Origin of the sequence: Pseudoalteromonas sp. S2721, from assembly GCF_005887425.1 — a bacterium.
GTDB lineage: Bacteria > Pseudomonadota > Gammaproteobacteria > Enterobacterales > Alteromonadaceae > Pseudoalteromonas > Pseudoalteromonas simplex.
Genome location: NZ_PNCZ01000006.1, coordinates 43,363 through 59,696, shown reverse-complemented (window position 1 = coordinate 59,696; position 16,334 = coordinate 43,363). Strand labels below are relative to the sequence as shown.

Annotated in this window: 12 protein-coding genes; 7 read left to right on the top strand and 5 right to left on the bottom strand. The window is 41.9% G+C overall.

Annotated elements, in window-relative coordinates:
• Positions 1-121 precede the first annotated feature (121 nt).
• A complete protein-coding gene (locus tag CWC02_RS01850; protein WP_054552810.1) occupies positions 122-2,632 on the top strand; it encodes a penicillin-binding protein 1A in 2,511 nt (836 codons plus the stop codon).
• Positions 2,633-2,711: 79 nt separating this feature from the next.
• Here the strand turns inward: CWC02_RS01850 and metL are convergent, their stop codons facing one another.
• Together metL and metB are read right to left on the bottom strand one after the other, a co-directional pair.
• Complete coding sequence (gene metL, locus CWC02_RS01845) at positions 2,712-5,057, bottom strand: bifunctional aspartate kinase/homoserine dehydrogenase II (protein WP_138616141.1); 2,346 nt, start codon at positions 5,055-5,057, stop codon at positions 2,712-2,714.
• 4 nt (positions 5,058-5,061) lie between these two features.
• Entirely contained in the window at positions 5,062-6,321 is a 1,260-nt protein-coding gene (metB, locus tag CWC02_RS01840) for a cystathionine gamma-synthase (RefSeq protein WP_054552812.1), read from the bottom strand.
• Positions 6,322-6,545: 224 nt separating this feature from the next.
• On the opposite strand from metB, the gene metJ reads away from it, so the two are divergent.
• Positions 6,546-6,866 carry a met regulon transcriptional regulator MetJ gene (gene metJ / locus CWC02_RS01835; protein ID WP_036973203.1) on the top strand — a complete coding sequence of 107 codons (321 nt, stop codon included), beginning with the start codon at positions 6,546-6,548 and terminating at the stop codon, positions 6,864-6,866.
• A 99-nt stretch (positions 6,867-6,965) separates the two neighbouring features.
• On the opposite strand, the gene CWC02_RS01830 is transcribed toward metJ, so the two are convergent.
• Both CWC02_RS01830 and rpmE read right to left on the bottom strand, forming a co-directional pair.
• Entirely contained in the window at positions 6,966-8,207 is a 1,242-nt protein-coding gene (locus tag CWC02_RS01830; RefSeq protein WP_054552813.1) for a malic enzyme-like NAD(P)-binding protein, read from the bottom strand.
• A 535-nt stretch (positions 8,208-8,742) separates the two neighbouring features.
• Entirely contained in the window at positions 8,743-8,958 is a 216-nt protein-coding gene (gene rpmE / locus CWC02_RS01825) for a 50S ribosomal protein L31 (protein ID WP_036973208.1), read from the bottom strand.
• A 233-nt stretch (positions 8,959-9,191) separates the two neighbouring features.
• Here rpmE and priA point away from each other — a divergent pair, with 233 nt between their 5' ends.
• From priA to CWC02_RS01800, 5 genes are all read left to right on the top strand, one after another.
• Positions 9,192-11,372 (top strand): primosomal protein N', encoded by a 2,181-nt coding sequence (priA, locus tag CWC02_RS01820; protein ID WP_138616139.1) that lies wholly within the window; start codon positions 9,192-9,194, stop codon positions 11,370-11,372.
• Between the two features lie 16 nt (positions 11,373-11,388).
• A complete protein-coding gene (locus tag CWC02_RS01815) occupies positions 11,389-11,916 on the top strand; it encodes an SPOR domain-containing protein (protein WP_138616137.1) in 528 nt (175 codons plus the stop codon).
• Between the two features lie 80 nt (positions 11,917-11,996).
• The gene (hslV, locus tag CWC02_RS01810; RefSeq protein WP_008115012.1) at positions 11,997-12,515 is read left to right on the top strand and encodes an ATP-dependent protease subunit HslV; all 519 of its coding nucleotides are present in this window, start codon (positions 11,997-11,999) and stop codon (positions 12,513-12,515) included.
• Between the two features lie 11 nt (positions 12,516-12,526).
• Positions 12,527-13,855, top strand: coding sequence for an ATP-dependent protease ATPase subunit HslU (hslU, locus tag CWC02_RS01805; protein ID WP_054552817.1), 1,329 nt, complete (start codon positions 12,527-12,529; stop codon positions 13,853-13,855).
• 76 nt (positions 13,856-13,931) lie between these two features.
• On the top strand, positions 13,932-14,306 hold the full coding sequence (locus tag CWC02_RS01800) for a gamma-butyrobetaine hydroxylase family protein (protein ID WP_138616135.1): 375 nt from the start codon (positions 13,932-13,934) through the stop codon (positions 14,304-14,306).
• Positions 14,307-14,407: 101 nt separating this feature from the next.
• On the opposite strand, the gene CWC02_RS01795 is transcribed toward CWC02_RS01800, so the two are convergent.
• Positions 14,408-16,288 (bottom strand): methyl-accepting chemotaxis protein, encoded by a 1,881-nt coding sequence (locus CWC02_RS01795; protein ID WP_138616133.1) that lies wholly within the window; start codon positions 16,286-16,288, stop codon positions 14,408-14,410.
• Positions 16,289-16,334: the final 46 nt, after the last annotated feature.

The window sequence follows — 16,334 nt, the reverse complement described above, 5'->3', positions numbered from 1 at the left end:
GGCCTTTGTTTTAATAATAAACAAGTTATAATTTTTATCTGAAAAAATATTATTCATTTTTTAATCAATATATACTAGCAGTCTCCGATTCTAATTGGGAGTCCATTTAGGGAAAATATAAGTGATTTTATTAAAGCGAACTTTACAATTTATTATCATCTGCTCATTCTTAGGACTAATCACTTTAGTTGGTCTATACTATTACGTTAAACCCGACATTCCTAGCGTTCAGGTTTTAAAAGACGTTCAGTTACAGACACCTATGCAAGTTTTCTCACGAGATGGCTTATTGATCAATCAATTTGGTGAAAAACGCCGCATTCCAGTAACAATAGATCAAATACCCCAACCATTAATCGATGCAATATTAGCAACAGAAGATAATCGCTTTTATGAACATATTGGCATTGATCCAATTGGTATAGTTCGCTCAGCCATTGTACTCATATCTACCGGTGAAAAGAAACAAGGCGCAAGTACGATAACCATGCAGCTTGCCCGTAACTTCTTCTTAACCCGAGAAAAAGCATATATCCGTAAAGTTAAAGAGATCTTCATAGCTCTTCACATTGAAAGTATTTTAACTAAGGACGAAATTCTCGAATTATACTTAAACAAAATCGAATTGGGTAATCGCGCCTTTGGTATTGGTGCAGCTGCGCAAGTTTACTATGGCAAAGATTTAAACGAGTTAACTTTAGCGCAAATGGCGATGATTGCAGGCCTACCTAAAGCACCTTCTGCACTTAACCCTATTCGTAACCCAGTTCGCGCAAAGGCTCGTCGAAATGTCGTATTAGGTCGTATGTACACCGAAAAGTACATCACTCGAAGCGAATATGAAGAGGCAATTAACGCACCTATTACTGCAAAATTTCACGGCGCAGAAATTGAAGTCTATGCCCCGTATATTTCAGAGATGGTTCGTGCTGAAATGGTAGCTCGTTATGGTCACGAGCGCGCCTATAATACTGGTTTTAAAGTTTACACCAGCGTTGACTCTAACATTCAACAGGCTGCTCAAGATGCGATTGTTGATAACCTACACGCTTACGATATGCGTCATGGCTTCCGTGGTGCTGCGGCTCAGTTATGGGACAGCGAAAATGAAAGCCCTCTTAGCCAAGAAGAGATCTTATCTAAATTAAAAGATGTCAAAGAATTTGGTCCGCTATTAGCAGGTGTTGTCACCAACGTCGCTGAACAATCAATTGATGTGCTATTAAAAAGCGGTGAACAAGTCACTGTTGAGTGGGATGGTCTAAAATGGGCGCGTAAATATATTACGCGTTACCGTCAAAGCTTTGCACCAAAAACAGCTACCGAAATTTTATCAGCGGGAGCGCAAATTTGGCTGCGTAAAAATGCAGATGAAAGCTATATCCTTAGCCAAGTACCAGAAGCATCGAGCGCACTTGTTTCACTTGACCCACAAGATGGTCGCATTAAAGCGATTGTCGGTGGTTATAGCTTTGAACAAAGCCAATACAATCGCGCAGTTCAAGCAAAACGCCAAGTAGGCTCAAACATTAAGCCATTTATTTATTCAGCGGCACTTGAGAATGGCTATACTCTTGCTTCTATTTTGAATGATGCACCAATTAATCAATGGGATAAAAGCCAAGGTGTGGCATGGCGCCCTAAGAACAGCCCTGCGGTTTATAATGGTCCTATACGTATTCGCAGAGCACTCGCACAATCGAAGAACGTAATCTCGGTGCGCCTATTACGTGGTGTTGGCCTTGAGCGTACAGCCGATCATTTGCTTAAGTTTGGCTTTTTGAATAACGATATTAACCGCAGTGAATCACTCGCACTCGGTAGCGCTTCAATCACTCCACTTGAACTAGCCCGCGGTATGAGTACATTCGCCAATGGCGGCCACTTAATTACCCCTTACTTTATTTCTGAAATTCAGGATTCGGCGGGTACTGTTTTATTCAAAACAGAGCCAGAACTTGCTTGTGATGCGCCTAAGCAAACTGTAACCCCTGAGTTTGCATCTCTTAACCAGAATCAACAGAGTTTTACTGAAGCAGAGATAACGAAAACACCTCGCTGTGCGCCTCGTATCATTTCTAAGCAAAATGCATTTTTAATTTCGCAAGCTATGCACAGTGCAATTTGGGGGGGCGGTAGTTGGACCCATAAAACAGGCTGGAGTGGCACAGGCTGGCGTGCACAAGCACTTGATCGTCGTGATTTAGCTGGTAAAACAGGTACCACCAATGATTCTGTTGATACATGGTTCAGTGGCTTTAATCGCAATGTAATGACCTCTGTATGGGTTGGTTTTGATAACCCTGGAAAAGCGCTAGGCCGCTCGACTTACAATAGTAACCTCGATAAATCGCAAATATCAGGTGCAGAATCCGGCGCTAAAACCGCGCAACCTGCATGGGTCGACTTTATGCGTGCAGCCCTTGATGGTATGCCAGAAGCACCTATTGAGCTTCCTGAAGGTTTAGTATCGGTTCGAATCGACTTAGCAACAGGTCTATTGAGTCACAAAAATGATTACACCAGTCGTTTTGAATACTTCATTAAAGGCACTGCACCAACTAAGTACGTACTCGATCAACCAACAGACGTATTTGAAGAAAAGCTCAGCACAGAGGAAGAGTTGTTCTAAATAACTAAGTTGCTATAAGACATAAAAAAGCGCCCTTGGGGCGCTTTTTGCTTAGCCATTTAAACTAAGATCAGCAAAATTACTTTAGGTTATTTACCAGCCAATACAGGTCTGAGTGCACCCCAGCGGCAGTGACTTCTTTACCCGCTCCTGGGCCTTGGATCACCAATGCATTATCTGTATACCACTGTGAATTGATCACAAAGATGTTATCGCCCGGTTTAAGGCTTGCTAATACATCATCTTTGCCAACATTGACTAAACCAACTTGAGCCTGAACCTTACCATCTACGAGTGTGATAGCACCGGTGTAGCGCACCACTTTATCTTCCGCTGCTGCTTGCGCTGCTTTTTCTGTCATAAATTCATCAAGTAGCTGTTTGTTTGCAAGAAAATCTTGCCAGCTTCCTGATGCAAGCTTTTCGGGCATTAGTGGTGTCAAAGCAATGTCATCAAGTTCTAAATCAAGACCTAGATCTCGCGCTAAAATCAGCAGTTTGCGCTGCATATCACGGCCAGATAAATCTTCACGAGGATCTGGCTCTGTATAACCCATTTGCTGAGCTTGAAGCACTAAATCTGAAAACGGCACGCTGCCATCGTAACTGCTACATAACCACGATAAAGTACCCGAGAATACCCCTTCAATACGGTTAATGCTGTCTCCACTATTTTGCAAATCAGCTAAAGCAAAGTTAATCGGTAAACCTGCACCCACACTGGTGTTATAACGCCATAACAGATTTCGCTCAGCCAAATTAGTGCGTAGGTTTTGATACCAGCTATTTTCTGCAGTGCCCGCATATTTGTTTGCACTGATCAAATGACAGTTAAGTTCAACAAAGTCAGGGTATAACTGACTGAACGCCTCACTGGCAGTGATATCAATCACCACTTTGTGCTCATAATCTAGTTCATTGATACGTGCTAATAATTCAGCTTTGTCGTAGCTTTGCGCTTCGTTATGCCACTGCTCTTGCCATGTTTCGGTATTTAAACCACTGGCACTAAAAAGCATTTGTTTAGAGCGTAAAAGAGCAACTACTTTTACTTTGTACTGAGCAGATAAACGCGCAAACTGAGCTTGTAGTTGCGATAAGAACACTTCGCCTACATTACCAAGTCCAGCAACGATAATGGCCAACTCTTGACCTTTGTTTACCAGCTTGTCATGTAGAAGAGTTAAAACATCACTATCAATTGCCTGATCGTTTAAGATCAACACATAGTTATCGTCTTGTTGTACAAAACGAGGATGAATACTTTGCTCTTTTAAAAGCGCTGTGGCTTGCTCTGTTAGCGCAGATACATCAGCTGTTGGGGCAACTACTGCACAACCACTTAAATTTGACTCGACAATATTTGCACGGCCCGCTAAGTGGCTGACAACTTGGTGAGTGCTTTGACCTGGCACTAATAAGTAAGTATCGCCCTCTTTAGTAAAGTGATGCAGGCTGTGTTGAATTAACTGACTAAGCTCACCGACTTCACCACTGCTTAGTTTATCAACCCGTAATAAATCGATGTTATCTAAGGTCGTAATAAAACGTTTTGCTTTACTATAACCTTCTTTTACTACCTCGGTTGGCGTTGCATCACAATCAAAGCTACTTCTTACCACTAATTTAATTTCTGAGTCTTTTAACGGCGACAAGGTTTTTGCATGCAATACTGGGTTACCTAAACGCGCTAATAAGTTAGCTTGCTCGCGGCATACTTTGGCGTACTTAACCGCATTTTTAACTTTACGAGGGTCAGTACTAAATACCCCTTGTGTATCTGTCCAGATAGACACTTGCTTGGCAAAAGTATAACTCGCTAACAAAGTGGCACTGTAATCACTGCCATTACGGCCTAATGTCACCGTATTACCTTGGCAATCTGCAGCTATAAAACCCGTTACTACGTTGATATGTGTTCTGCTAATCGCATCACTGCATTGCTGTTGGTTTTTTTGATGTAAAAGCTGGCCACCATTTAGAGTAAATAGCTGTCTTGCATCAACATCTTGCGAATCGACACCTAACTGATTTAGATAAGCAGCCAATAACCGCGCCGACCACACTTCACCATGAGCAAGTAAAGGGGCTTCAAGTAACTGCTGCTGACTAATTAATTCATTTAATACAGCAAGTTCATCTTTTAACTGTGCCAACGCCTGTTGTTTATTCTGACCTGTAAGTAGCTGCTCAATAAGCGCACGTTGATTGTTATCAATAAGCAATAGAATATCGCTAACAGCTTGGCTATCTTGCTGCTGGTAACTTTGCCAAAGCTTTACCAGGGTATCGGTTGTTTTACCCGATGCCGACACAACGACGCAATCGCCCTGCTCAGTATTAGCAAGAACGATGTTCGCTACCGCATGATAACGATCTGCCGAGCTTAAGCTTGAGCCACCAAATTTATGAACAATATTTACCATTTTTCTACCACAATGCCGTATGTGCTGGCGTTAACTTAAATGACGCGTTTTGTTGTGTATCTTGCTGTGCTTGCTTAGCTTCAGCTTTTGTAACTTGCAGTCCTTGACCTGGCTTAACTAAATTGAAAACACGGTCTAAATCAGCAATGAGATCTTTTACGTCTTCAATGCCTACAGAAATACGGATCAAGGTATCGCCCACACCAGCTTCAAGACGTGCTTTAGGCTCCATGCCTGCGTGGGTCATTGTTGCAGGGTGACAAATCAAACTTTCTACCCCACCTAACGACTCAGCAAGGCTAAAGTCTTTAAGGCTTGTTAAAAACGCAGCAGCATCGTTGATGTCGCCTTTAATATCAAAGCTCACCATGCCACCAAAACCGCGTTGCTGTGCTTTAGCAAGCTCATGTTGTGGGTGAGAAGCAAGGCCAGGGTAATAAACTTGGCTCACATAAGGAGAGCTTTCTAAATACTCAGCAATGGCAAAGGCATTTTCTTGGTGCTGCTTTAGGCGTACATTTAAAGTACGTAAACCACGAAGCGTTAAGTAGCTGTCAAATGGTGCACCAGTAATACCGATATTATTCGCCCACCAAGCAAGCTCGTCGCCTAGCTCTTGCGTTGCAGCAATCACTGCACCGCCCACTACATCAGAGTGACCATTGATGTATTTAGTGGTTGAGTGCACAACAATATCAACACCAAACTCAATTGGGTTTTGTAATGCAGGTGATAAGAAGGTGTTATCAGCCGCAACCAAAGCACCACACTGCTTAGCAATACTAGTGATTGCTTTAATATCTGTTAAACGCAAGATTGGGTTACTTGGCGTTTCAATCCAAATCAACTTAGGTTTAATCGCTAAAATTTCTTGGAGATTTTCAGATTTAGTTAAATCCAAAACTTTTAGTTTTAACAGGCCACGCTTTTCAAGCGAGGTGAATAAACGATAACTACCGCCATAACAGTCATGTGGGATCACTAACGTGTCGTCACTGTTTAACAGCTGAGTGGCTAAATGCACAGCAGACATACCTGTTGCAGTGATAATACCTTTAGCACCACCTTCAAGCTCAGCTAAGGTTTCAGCTAAGATATCGCGATTTGGATTACCGCTGCGACCATAGTCATACTGGCGCTTAGTATCAAAATCAGCAAACGAATAGGTGGTTGATAAGTATAAAGGAGGCACAACCGCACCATGATGTTTATCGGCTTCAATGCCGTGACGAACAGCAATCGTCGCTTTATTTTTTTCGCTCATTTCATCACCTATTCTTTAATTGGATGTTTAGACGTCTAAAAGGTTAGATGATCAAATATGAGAAGTCAAAGCATTTATCGCTTACACATAGAAGTTTATACATTTACACCACTAGATGGCTAAATAACTAGTATTTGACTATCTTTTTTAAAGAGATAGAATTTCCGCATCTTGCGCTGTGAATAAGGCGTAAATCACTGACAACCGAGGCAACGAAACAACTTATGGCTAAATGGAACGGTGAATACATTCACCCATATGCAGAACACGGTAAAAAATCAGAACAAGTAAAAAAGATTACCGTATCAATCCCACTTAACGTATTAAAAGTATTAACTGACGAGCGTACACGCCGCCAGATCAATAACCTGCGTCATGCGACGAACAGTGAGTTATTGTGTGAAGCTTTCTTACATGCTTTTACAGGTCAACCATTACCAAATGATGACGACCTACGTAAAGACAACCCTGAAAAGGTACCTGAAGAAGTTAAAAGAATTATGCAAGAAATGGGATTAGATATCCCAGTGCTTGATTCAGAATAAGTATTTCGGCCATCGGATCACCGCCGATAATCGCAGATATAAAAAAACTCAGCCTAGGCTGAGTTTTTTATTGAGCGTTATACCTAAGGCTAATTAAGTTTAACGCATGTAATCTTCTGGCATATCAATTTGCGCCACACCCGATTCTACTGCCGCTTCAGCAACAGCACGTGCAATACGTGGTAATAAACGCGGATCCATAGGCTTAGGAATGATGTACTCGGCACCAAACTCAAGTGACTCAACGCCAGCCGCTTTTAATACTTCACTTGGTACAGGCTCTTTCGCGATGCCACGAATAGCATGAACTGCAGCAATTTTCATTTCATCATTAATTGCCGTTGCACGAACATCTAACGCGCCACGGAAAATGAATGGGAAACAAAGCACGTTATTTACTTGGTTAGGGAAATCTGAACGACCCGTTGCCATAATTAAATCGTTACGCGCGCTGTGTGCAACTTCTGGAGCAATCTCAGGATCTGGGTTTGAACATGCAAACACAACTGGCTTATCTGCCATCAGCTTAAGATCATCTGCAGTTAACAGGTTAGGACCTGATACACCAACGAATACATCGGCATCAGCAATTACATCTTGTAATGTACGCTTATCGGTATTGTTAGCAAATAATTGCTTATACTCGTTTAAGTCATCACGACGTGTATGGATCACACCTTTACGGTCAAGCATATAAATGTGTTCACGCAGTGCGCCACACTTAATTAAAAGCTCCATACAAGCAACTGCAGCAGCACCAGCACCTAAACATACGATGATAGCATCTTCGATATCTTTGCCTTGCACTTCAAGGGCGTTAAGCATACCAGCAGCTGTAACAATAGCGGTACCATGTTGGTCATCGTGGAAAACTGGAATATCACAGCGCTCAATAAGCGCTTTTTCGATCTCAAAACACTCAGGCGCTTTAATATCTTCAAGGTTGATACCACCAAACGTATCAGCGATGTTAGCAACCGTATTAATGAAATCTTCTGTTGTGCGGTGTTTAACTTCAATATCAATTGAATCAAGACCAGCAAAACGTTTGAATAGTAACGCTTTACCTTCCATTACAGGTTTTGATGCAAGCGGACCTAAGTTACCTAAACCTAAAATTGCGGTACCGTTTGAAATAACTGCAACCATGTTGCCTTTGCCTGTGTATTTATAGGCATTTGCTGGATCAGCAGCAATTTCACGGACTGGTTCAGCCACACCTGGGCTATAAGCTAAAGCGAGATCGTTAACCGTTTCGGCTGGCTTGGTTAGTTCAACACTAATTTTACCTGGAACGGGGTGAGCGTGGTAATGTAATGCTTGTTCACGAAAATCTGACATAACGCGATAGTATCCTGCAAAAAGTTAAAAAGTGAGAGAGCTTGCATCAGTACGATACCTGTAATGTATAAAAATTCCAAGTATTATCAGGTCTATCCTGTTATATGCTATATCGCTTAATTTTAAAGGATTTCCCAACAATTTCTGTGCATAGTTGCGATTAATCAGACATAAAAATTCACCTATTTATGACCTTTTAAGCACGTGTTTTTGTATTTTATACGCACGTACACTGCAAATAGCCGAAATTAGCCCAAAACAGCCATTTCAACGAAGTTCACAGCATTTACTCACAAAGTTATTTAAATTTATTATTTTTAATAACTTTTATGAAAGTTTATACAAAAAAGAATATAGCCAAGGGGTGGCACTTTGTCTGCAAAATTAGCGACATAATGGGCATAACAGCTAGAAATAGTTATGCAAGATACATAAGTGAAGATGATAAGTAAGTGGCAGAGTTAATAATGAGTTTTGTGAATTTTAGGCATAAAAAAAGCACCCTAAGGTGCTTTTTTTAACTAAACAGCAGAGATTACTTCTTGCTGCTAAGTGCACCGAAGCGCTTGTTGAAACGATCAACACGGCCGCCAGTGTCTAAAATCTTTTGCTTACCAGTGTAAAACGGGTGACACTCAGAACATACGTCTAAGTGGATGTCTTTACAAAGAGTTGAGCTAGTTTCGAATTTGTTACCACATGAACAAGTTGCAGTGATAGCTTCGTACTTAGGGTGAATACCTTCTTTCATAGGGAACCTCTAGTTAAGGCCGTATCGCTCTCCAAACCCGAAGTCTGGCACCATACGCAGTTAATACAATTAATAGGCCGCGTATTTTATAGCTCAAGTGACCTTGCGACAAGCTTTAAATGCATCTTTCGCTAAAAAAATAATCAAGTGGGCTGTTGTTCAGTATTTGTTGGTAGGTTTTTAACAGTAATTTTAGTACATTATCTTTCTATCTTTGTTTCAGTTGAGTTGTTATGCACTTTGTAGAAGTTGCCATAAAAGTCCCTTTACAGCGTACCTTCGATTATAAAGTTGAACAGCTGCTGCATAGCCCTGAGTTAAGGCCAGGTATGCGGGTTCGCGTGCCATTTGGTAGTCAAAAAAAGGTCGCGGTGGTCCTGGCATTAAAAACATCAACAGATGTACCTGCTGACAAAATAAAGCCGATTATCGATATCATAGACGAGACCCCAGTTTTATCGGCTCAGCATTTAGCACTTCTGAAATTTACTGCTCGCTACTACTGTTACCCATTGGGCGAGACCATTCATACGGCACTTCCGGCTGCATTAAGGCAAGGCGAATGCCCAGATAAAACCAGCATTAACATGGTTGAGCTAACCGATAAAGGTGCAAAGCTGCCGTCGCTGAAAGCAAAAACCCAGTTAAGTTTATTAAAACAGCTAGCCGAATCGGGCAAATCATCAGTTACAGAATTAAAAGCACTCGGATTTACCAAAAAAACCATCGACAGTCTGCTCGATAAAGAACTGATCACTCAATTTATTGAACATGATAACCAATGGCAGCAACGCGCGCCGACTGTTGGTAGCAAGCCGGTGCTTAATAAAGAGCAAGCTGTTGCCTGCACCAGCATTAACCAAGCTCGTGGCTTTACCAGCTTTTTGCTTGAAGGGGTTACCGGAAGTGGTAAAACCGAAGTGTATTTGCAATGCCTAGAAGAAGTGCTAAAAAAAGGTCAGCAAGCCTTAGTATTAGTGCCTGAAATTGGCTTAACACCCCAAACTGTCAACCGTTTTCGTCGTCGCTTTCCTGATACCCCGATTATGCTATGGCACTCAGCATTGACAGATAACGAACGCTTACAAACTTGGCGTTTTTGTGAAAAAGGCAGCTGCGCTATAGTGATCGGCACACGTTCGAGTATTTTCTTGCCCTTTTTATCTCTTGGCATGATTATCGTTGATGAAGAGCACGACAGCTCGTTTAAGCAACAAGATACACTACGCTATCATGCTAGAGACCTAGCCGCTTATAGAGCATACCAACATAATATTCCGCTCGTTTTGGGTAGTGCCACACCGGCACTTGAGACCTTACATAAAGCAATTAATAACAAATACCAGCTGTTGAGCCTTACTGAGCGAGCTCAAACCAGCACCGATAACCAGTTTCAATTAATGGATATGAAAGGCCAGCCTGAGCAGGCAGGGATTGCCCATGCCAGCCTTGCCTATATGCGTCAGCATTTAGAACGTGGAAAGCAAGTGATGGTATTTTTAAACCGCCGTGGTTTTTCGCCTACCCTTATATGCCATGAGTGCGGTTGGCTAAGTGAGTGCTCACGTTGTAGCACCAGTGCAACCTTTCATAAAGCCATTGGCCAGATGATTTGTCACCACTGTGGTGAACAACATCAGGTGCCCCACCAATGCCCTGATTGCGGCAGTACGCAGATTTTTCCAAATGGCAAAGGCACTGAACAAATCGAAGAGTTTTTAACACAAACCTTCCCTGACATTCCGATTAGTCGTATCGACCGAGATTCAACACGTCGTAAAGGCAGCTTAGAAAAAGCCCTTGATGATATTAACCAAGGCGGTGCGCGTATCTTAGTTGGCACGCAAATGTTGGCAAAAGGCCACCATTTTGCCGATGTTAGTCTTGTTTTAATCCTAGATGTCGACAGTGGATTATATTCTTGTGACTTTCGTGCCACAGAGCATTTAGCGCAACTTGTTACGCAAGTGGCAGGCCGTGCTGGTCGCAGTGGTGAACCTGGGCAAGTATTATTGCAAACTCACTTTCCTGAGCACCCGTTACTGCAAGACTTAGTTAATAATGGTTACCAAGATTTTGCCCGTTACGCACTCACAGAGCGAGAAGACGCGCAACTTCCGCCAATCACAAATATGGCTATGGTTCGTGCCGAAGGACATAACATAAATCAAGTGATGGATTTTTTAACTGATTTGGTTCCTGTCCAGAACGTATCTGGTATACAATTGCTCGGTCCGATACCTGCACCACTGGAACGTGTAGCAGGTAAATATCGCTTTCAGTTACATATTCAGGCGCAGGAACGCTCCCACTTACACCAATATTTAGCGCAAATGGTCGACTATATAAGTACCAGTAAATTAGCGCAAAAGGTGCGTTGGAGCTTAGATGTTGATCCTATAGATATGATTTAAAGGCCAATTAAGAGTCATGGCACAACACGATTACATAAATAAAAAACCAGCAAATCGAAATAATAAAAAACAAGCCCCGGCGAAAAAGCCCTTCCCTATTATTCTTGTTTTAATTGCGCTTATCTTAGTAGGCGGGTTTGGTTACGGCCTATGGTATATCAAACATAATGCTGATCCTGAGTTAGTAGAGCGGCAAGCAAATCCTACTAAAAAAGAAGAAGTAGTTATTCCACCACCTAAGACACCTGAATTTATCAAAGAAATTAAAGAGCACGAAGTTCAGGTTGAAGTAAAAGAGATTGAACAAAAAGGCCCGTATGTAATGCAATGCGGCTCTTTTAGAACATTAGAGCAAGCACAAACATTAAAAGCTAAAATCGCTTTTGCCGGCTTAGTGGCCGAAGTTAAGAAAACACAGGGTAGCAATGGTGTTTGGTATAAAGTGCGCTTAGGCCCATACGAGACCAAACGTTTAGCCGAAAGTGACAAGAATAAACTTAAACGCATCAAAATAATGGGCTGCGGAATTTGGCTTTGGACTTGATTTTAGTTCATTCACCCATATAAACACCTCATCAATCGCTTTTTACGAGCGGCCTTGCCGCTCGATGATGAGGAATAATCATGACCACTATTGTAAGTGTACGCCGCGACGACAAGGTCGTTATTGGTGGCGACGGCCAAGTTTCACTTGGTAACACCGTAATGAAGGGCAACGCCCGCAAAGTTCGACGTCTTTATAATGGCAAAGTAATCGCTGGTTTCGCTGGCGGTACTGCTGATGCCTTCACCCTTTTCGAACGATTTGAAAGCAAACTAGAAATGCACCAAGGCAACTTAACCAAAGCTGCCGTAGAAATGGCCAAAGATTGGCGTAGTGATCGCGCACTTAGAAAGCTCGAAGCACTATTAGCAGTTGCAGACGAAACTGCTTCATTAATTATCACAGGTAACGGCGATGTTGTGCAGCCAGAAAACGACCTTATTGCGATTGGCAGTGGTGGTAACTTCGCACAATCAGCAGCTACAGCGCTGCTAGAAAACACCGACCTAAGTGCACGTGAAATTGTAGAGAAAAGCCTTACTATTGCAGGCAATATCTGCGTATTCACGAATAATTTCCAAACTATTGAAGAATTGTAATAGGAACTGCCATGTCTGAGATGACGCCAAGAGAAATCGTTCACGAGCTTGATCAACATATTATTGGCCAAGCTAAAGCTAAAAAAGCAGTTTCAATCGCGCTACGTAACCGCTGGCGCCGTATGCAACTGAGCGATGATTTACGCGCAGAAGTAACGCCTAAAAACATTTTAATGATTGGCCCTACTGGTGTGGGTAAAACTGAAATTGCTCGCCGCCTAGCTAAACTTGCTAATGCGCCTTTTATTAAAGTTGAAGCAACAAAGTTCACCGAAGTGGGCTATGTTGGTAAAGAAGTTGAAACGATCATCCGCGATTTAGTTGATATCTCAATTAAAATGACGCGTGAACAGCAAACCAAAAAATTCAAACATCGCGCTGAAGAAGCGGCAGAAGAGCGTATTTTAGATGCTCTTTTACCACCAGCACGCGATACCTTTGGTGAGTCAAAAACAGAAGAGAACTCTTCTACTCGTCAATCTTTCCGTAAAAAATTACGTGAAGGTCAGTTAGACGATAAAGAAATTGATATCGATGTTGCACAAGCTCAACCTAATGTTGAGATCATGGCTCCTCCTGGTATGGAAGAAATGACCAACCAGCTTCAGAGCATGTTCCAAAACATGGGTGGCGATAAGCGCAGCAAGCGTAAGCTAAAAATCAAAGAAGCATTTAAGCTATTAGTTGAAGAAGAAGCAGCAAAGCTTGTTAACCCTGAAGAGTTAAAAGAGCAAGCTATCTTCGCAGTAGAGCAAAACGGTATCGTGTTTATCGATGAGATCGATAAAATCTGTAAACGTGGTGAAGCATCTGGCCCAGATGTTAGCCGTGAAGGTGTACAACGCGACTTACTACCATTGATCGAAGGTTCAACAGTAAGCACTAAGCACGGTATGGTTAAAACTGACCACATGTTGTTTATCGCATCTGGTGCATTCCAAATGGCTAAACCATCAGACATGATCCCAGAGCTACAAGGTCGTTTACCAATTCGCGTTGAGCTTGAAGCACTAAGTGCTGATGACTTTAAACGTATCTTAACTGAGCCTCATGCTTCATTAACTGAGCAACAACGTGAGCTGTTAAAAACAGAGCAAGTTGACGTTGAGTTTACTGATGATGCCATTGAACGTATCGCGAAAGCGGCTTGGCAAGTAAATGAGAAAACCGAAAACATCGGTGCCCGTCGCTTGCACACAGTGATGGAAAAACTAATGGAAGAAATTTCATTTGATGCTTCAGAAAAAGCAGGTTCAACACTAACAATTGATGCTAATTACGTTGAGCAGCATTTAGGTGCACTTGTTGAAGATGAAGACTTAAGTCGCTTCATTCTTTAATCAACAAATTAGCGTTATAATTAAAAGCCTCCAGTTGGAGGCTTTTTAGTTTATAAATCGTAGATTCGAGGCTGACATGAAAGAAGTCACTAAAGTGCATTATCACAGCGTTAGCAAAGTATTAGATGTTCATTTTGATGATCAGACTATTGCTCAATTTAGTGCTGAATTTTTGCGTGTTCACTCACCTTCTGCTGAAGTACAAGGTCATGGCAATGAACCAATGAAACTCGTACTTGGTAAGCAACAAGTAGGAATTAACAAGATTGAGCCGGTTGGTCATTATGCGATTCGACTGGTGTTTAGCGATAATCATAATAGCGGTTTATTCAGCTGGCACTATTTAAGTGAGCTGCAAGCTAACCATGATGAGCTTTGGCAGAAATACCAAACGAGAGTCTCTGAGCACGATGCAAGTAAAGACAGCGTGCCTATCAAGTTTGTGCCTTAATACCTATCAAAATGCCTCGATAAAGCACACCTAAAAACAAAAAAGCGCGATGACGACACCGTCACCGCACTTTTGTCTATATATAAAGTATCAAGTAATTATTAAACTTTAAACTTATCGATTGCCTGATAGAGGACACGCGCTTGCTCTGATACTTCTTCGCTGGTTTGTGCATTAGTCGCTGCGTGACCCGATGCCTCTTGGGCGATATCACGAATACGAACCACGTTTTTATTCACCTCAGAAGCCACTTGGCTTTGCTCATCAATCGCTGTGGCAATGTGAGTGCTCATATCCATAATGGTTTGTACATCTTCGGTGATAGAACGAAGTAACTCACCGGCTTTACTTGCCTGTGCTGCACTTTCGCCACCTTGCGTACGACATTGCTGCATAATGCTCACCACTTCTTGCGTACGCCCTTGTAAGGTCGAAATGATGCTCTCGATCTCTTGTGTTGAATCTTGAGTACGCTGCGCAAGTGAGCGAACTTCATCTGCTACTACCGCAAAGCCACGGCCTTGTTCACCAGCACGCGCCGCTTCAATAGCCGCATTGAGTGCCAGTAAGTTTGTTTGCTCAGCAATGCCACGAATAACATCCAGTACAGAGCCAATCGTTTCAGCGTCTTTTTCTAATTGCGACACCACACTTGACGCATTACCGAGTGAGTCTGATAAGTGATTAATTTGCACTACCGTTGATTCAACCTCAGAACGACCTTGCTGCGCACTTAAGTTAGTCGACTCTGCTTTTTTCGCTGCTGCTTCAGTATTGTGAGAGATATCTTGGATCGTCGCCTGCATTTCTGTTGCAGCAGTAGCAACCATATCAGCTTCATGAAGTTGCTCTTGCATACCAGAGCTAGTTGCCGCTGTCGTTTCAGATAAATGCTCTGTTGCCACATTGAGTGTGCCTAGAGCGGTATTGACTTCGTAAATTAGCTTTTTAAAGTCACTAATCAAGCTATTAAAGTCAACTGTCATCGTGGTGATTTCATCTTTACCTGACTGCTCAATAGACATACTTAAATCATTACTGCGACGTATTTCATTAATCGTGTGATATACACGCTCAATAGGCATAATGATTGAACGACTAGTAAAATAGACTAACAGCATGACCAAAACGCTGGCGACAATGAAAACAAGCAACGCAATGAGTTGCGCTCGCTCGGCGCTAGACTCAACAAAAGCTTTAGTTTCCGTTGTTAATTGGTTAACAATTGCATCGCTCTTTTCTACACTTCGCTTCATTTCACCTAGTGCACCTGAGTCTAGATCTAATCCTAGAGTCACCTGTGCATCGACAAGCGCTTTGAATTTAACTTGGTAAGTAGCCAAGTTACTAAGTAATTGCTTCTCATAGCCAGTTTCAAATCCTGCATTTTTAATTTCAGACTGAAAATTACTGACTAAATCATCAAATTTAGCCAGATACTTCAAATCAAATCGCAGCATAAAGTCTTTCTCTGCGCGACGAAGCTGCAGCATCAAGGTTAATAGCTGATAGTTTTCACGTTCACTGAGTAAGGTTTCAACTTGATGCACGGCTCCACGTAGCTCACCATACAACGCATCTTTAGGATGCAAACCAATTTTCTTTTGCAACACAACAACTTCATTAAAGTCATCGTAATATAATTTCGCTAAGCTTCTAAATTCATCAAGTTTTGCTGACTCCATTGATAAGTCATTAACTAGCTCGTCAAGACGTGCCATTTTAACTTTAAGCTGTGCATACTCTTTTTCAAAAAGCTCAAGACTTTCGACATCTTTATAAAACAAAAAGTTTTTTTCATGCTTGCGCATTGCAAGTTCATGAATATCAAGTTCCTCCGCATTTTGAATTGTTTCATTGAGTTTTAGCATCATGCGCGACTCAAGGATAATTACACACAGCATCACAATCATTGCAAGACCAACAACGAGCGCGTTTAATTGCAAACGACGCTTTATAGTTAAGTTTTGTAATACATTCATTCAAAGTGCCCTATAGAAACATGCATTTAAGAGTATAGCTAAACTA

What these genes read in the sequence shown, in the direction of transcription:
- hslU (WP_054552817.1), top strand. Translation starts at nt 12,527, where the DNA reads ATGTCTGAGATGACGCCAAGAGAAATCGTTCACGAGCTTGATCAACAT.
- metB (WP_054552812.1), bottom strand. Translation starts at nt 6,321, where the DNA reads ATGAGCGAAAAAAATAAAGCGACGATTGCTGTTCGTCACGGCATTGAA.
- hslV (WP_008115012.1), top strand. Translation starts at nt 11,997, where the DNA reads ATGACCACTATTGTAAGTGTACGCCGCGACGACAAGGTCGTTATTGGT.
- rpmE (WP_036973208.1), bottom strand. Translation starts at nt 8,958, where the DNA reads ATGAAAGAAGGTATTCACCCTAAGTACGAAGCTATCACTGCAACTTGT.
- metL (WP_138616141.1), bottom strand. Translation starts at nt 5,057, where the DNA reads ATGGTAAATATTGTTCATAAATTTGGTGGCTCAAGCTTAAGCTCGGCA.
- priA (WP_138616139.1), top strand. Translation starts at nt 9,192, where the DNA reads ATGCACTTTGTAGAAGTTGCCATAAAAGTCCCTTTACAGCGTACCTTC.
- CWC02_RS01800 (WP_138616135.1), top strand. Translation starts at nt 13,932, where the DNA reads ATGAAAGAAGTCACTAAAGTGCATTATCACAGCGTTAGCAAAGTATTA.
- CWC02_RS01795 (WP_138616133.1), bottom strand. Translation starts at nt 16,288, where the DNA reads ATGAATGTATTACAAAACTTAACTATAAAGCGTCGTTTGCAATTAAAC.
- CWC02_RS01815 (WP_138616137.1), top strand. Translation starts at nt 11,389, where the DNA reads ATGGCACAACACGATTACATAAATAAAAAACCAGCAAATCGAAATAAT.
- CWC02_RS01830 (WP_054552813.1), bottom strand. Translation starts at nt 8,207, where the DNA reads ATGTCAGATTTTCGTGAACAAGCATTACATTACCACGCTCACCCCGTT.
- metJ (WP_036973203.1), top strand. Translation starts at nt 6,546, where the DNA reads ATGGCTAAATGGAACGGTGAATACATTCACCCATATGCAGAACACGGT.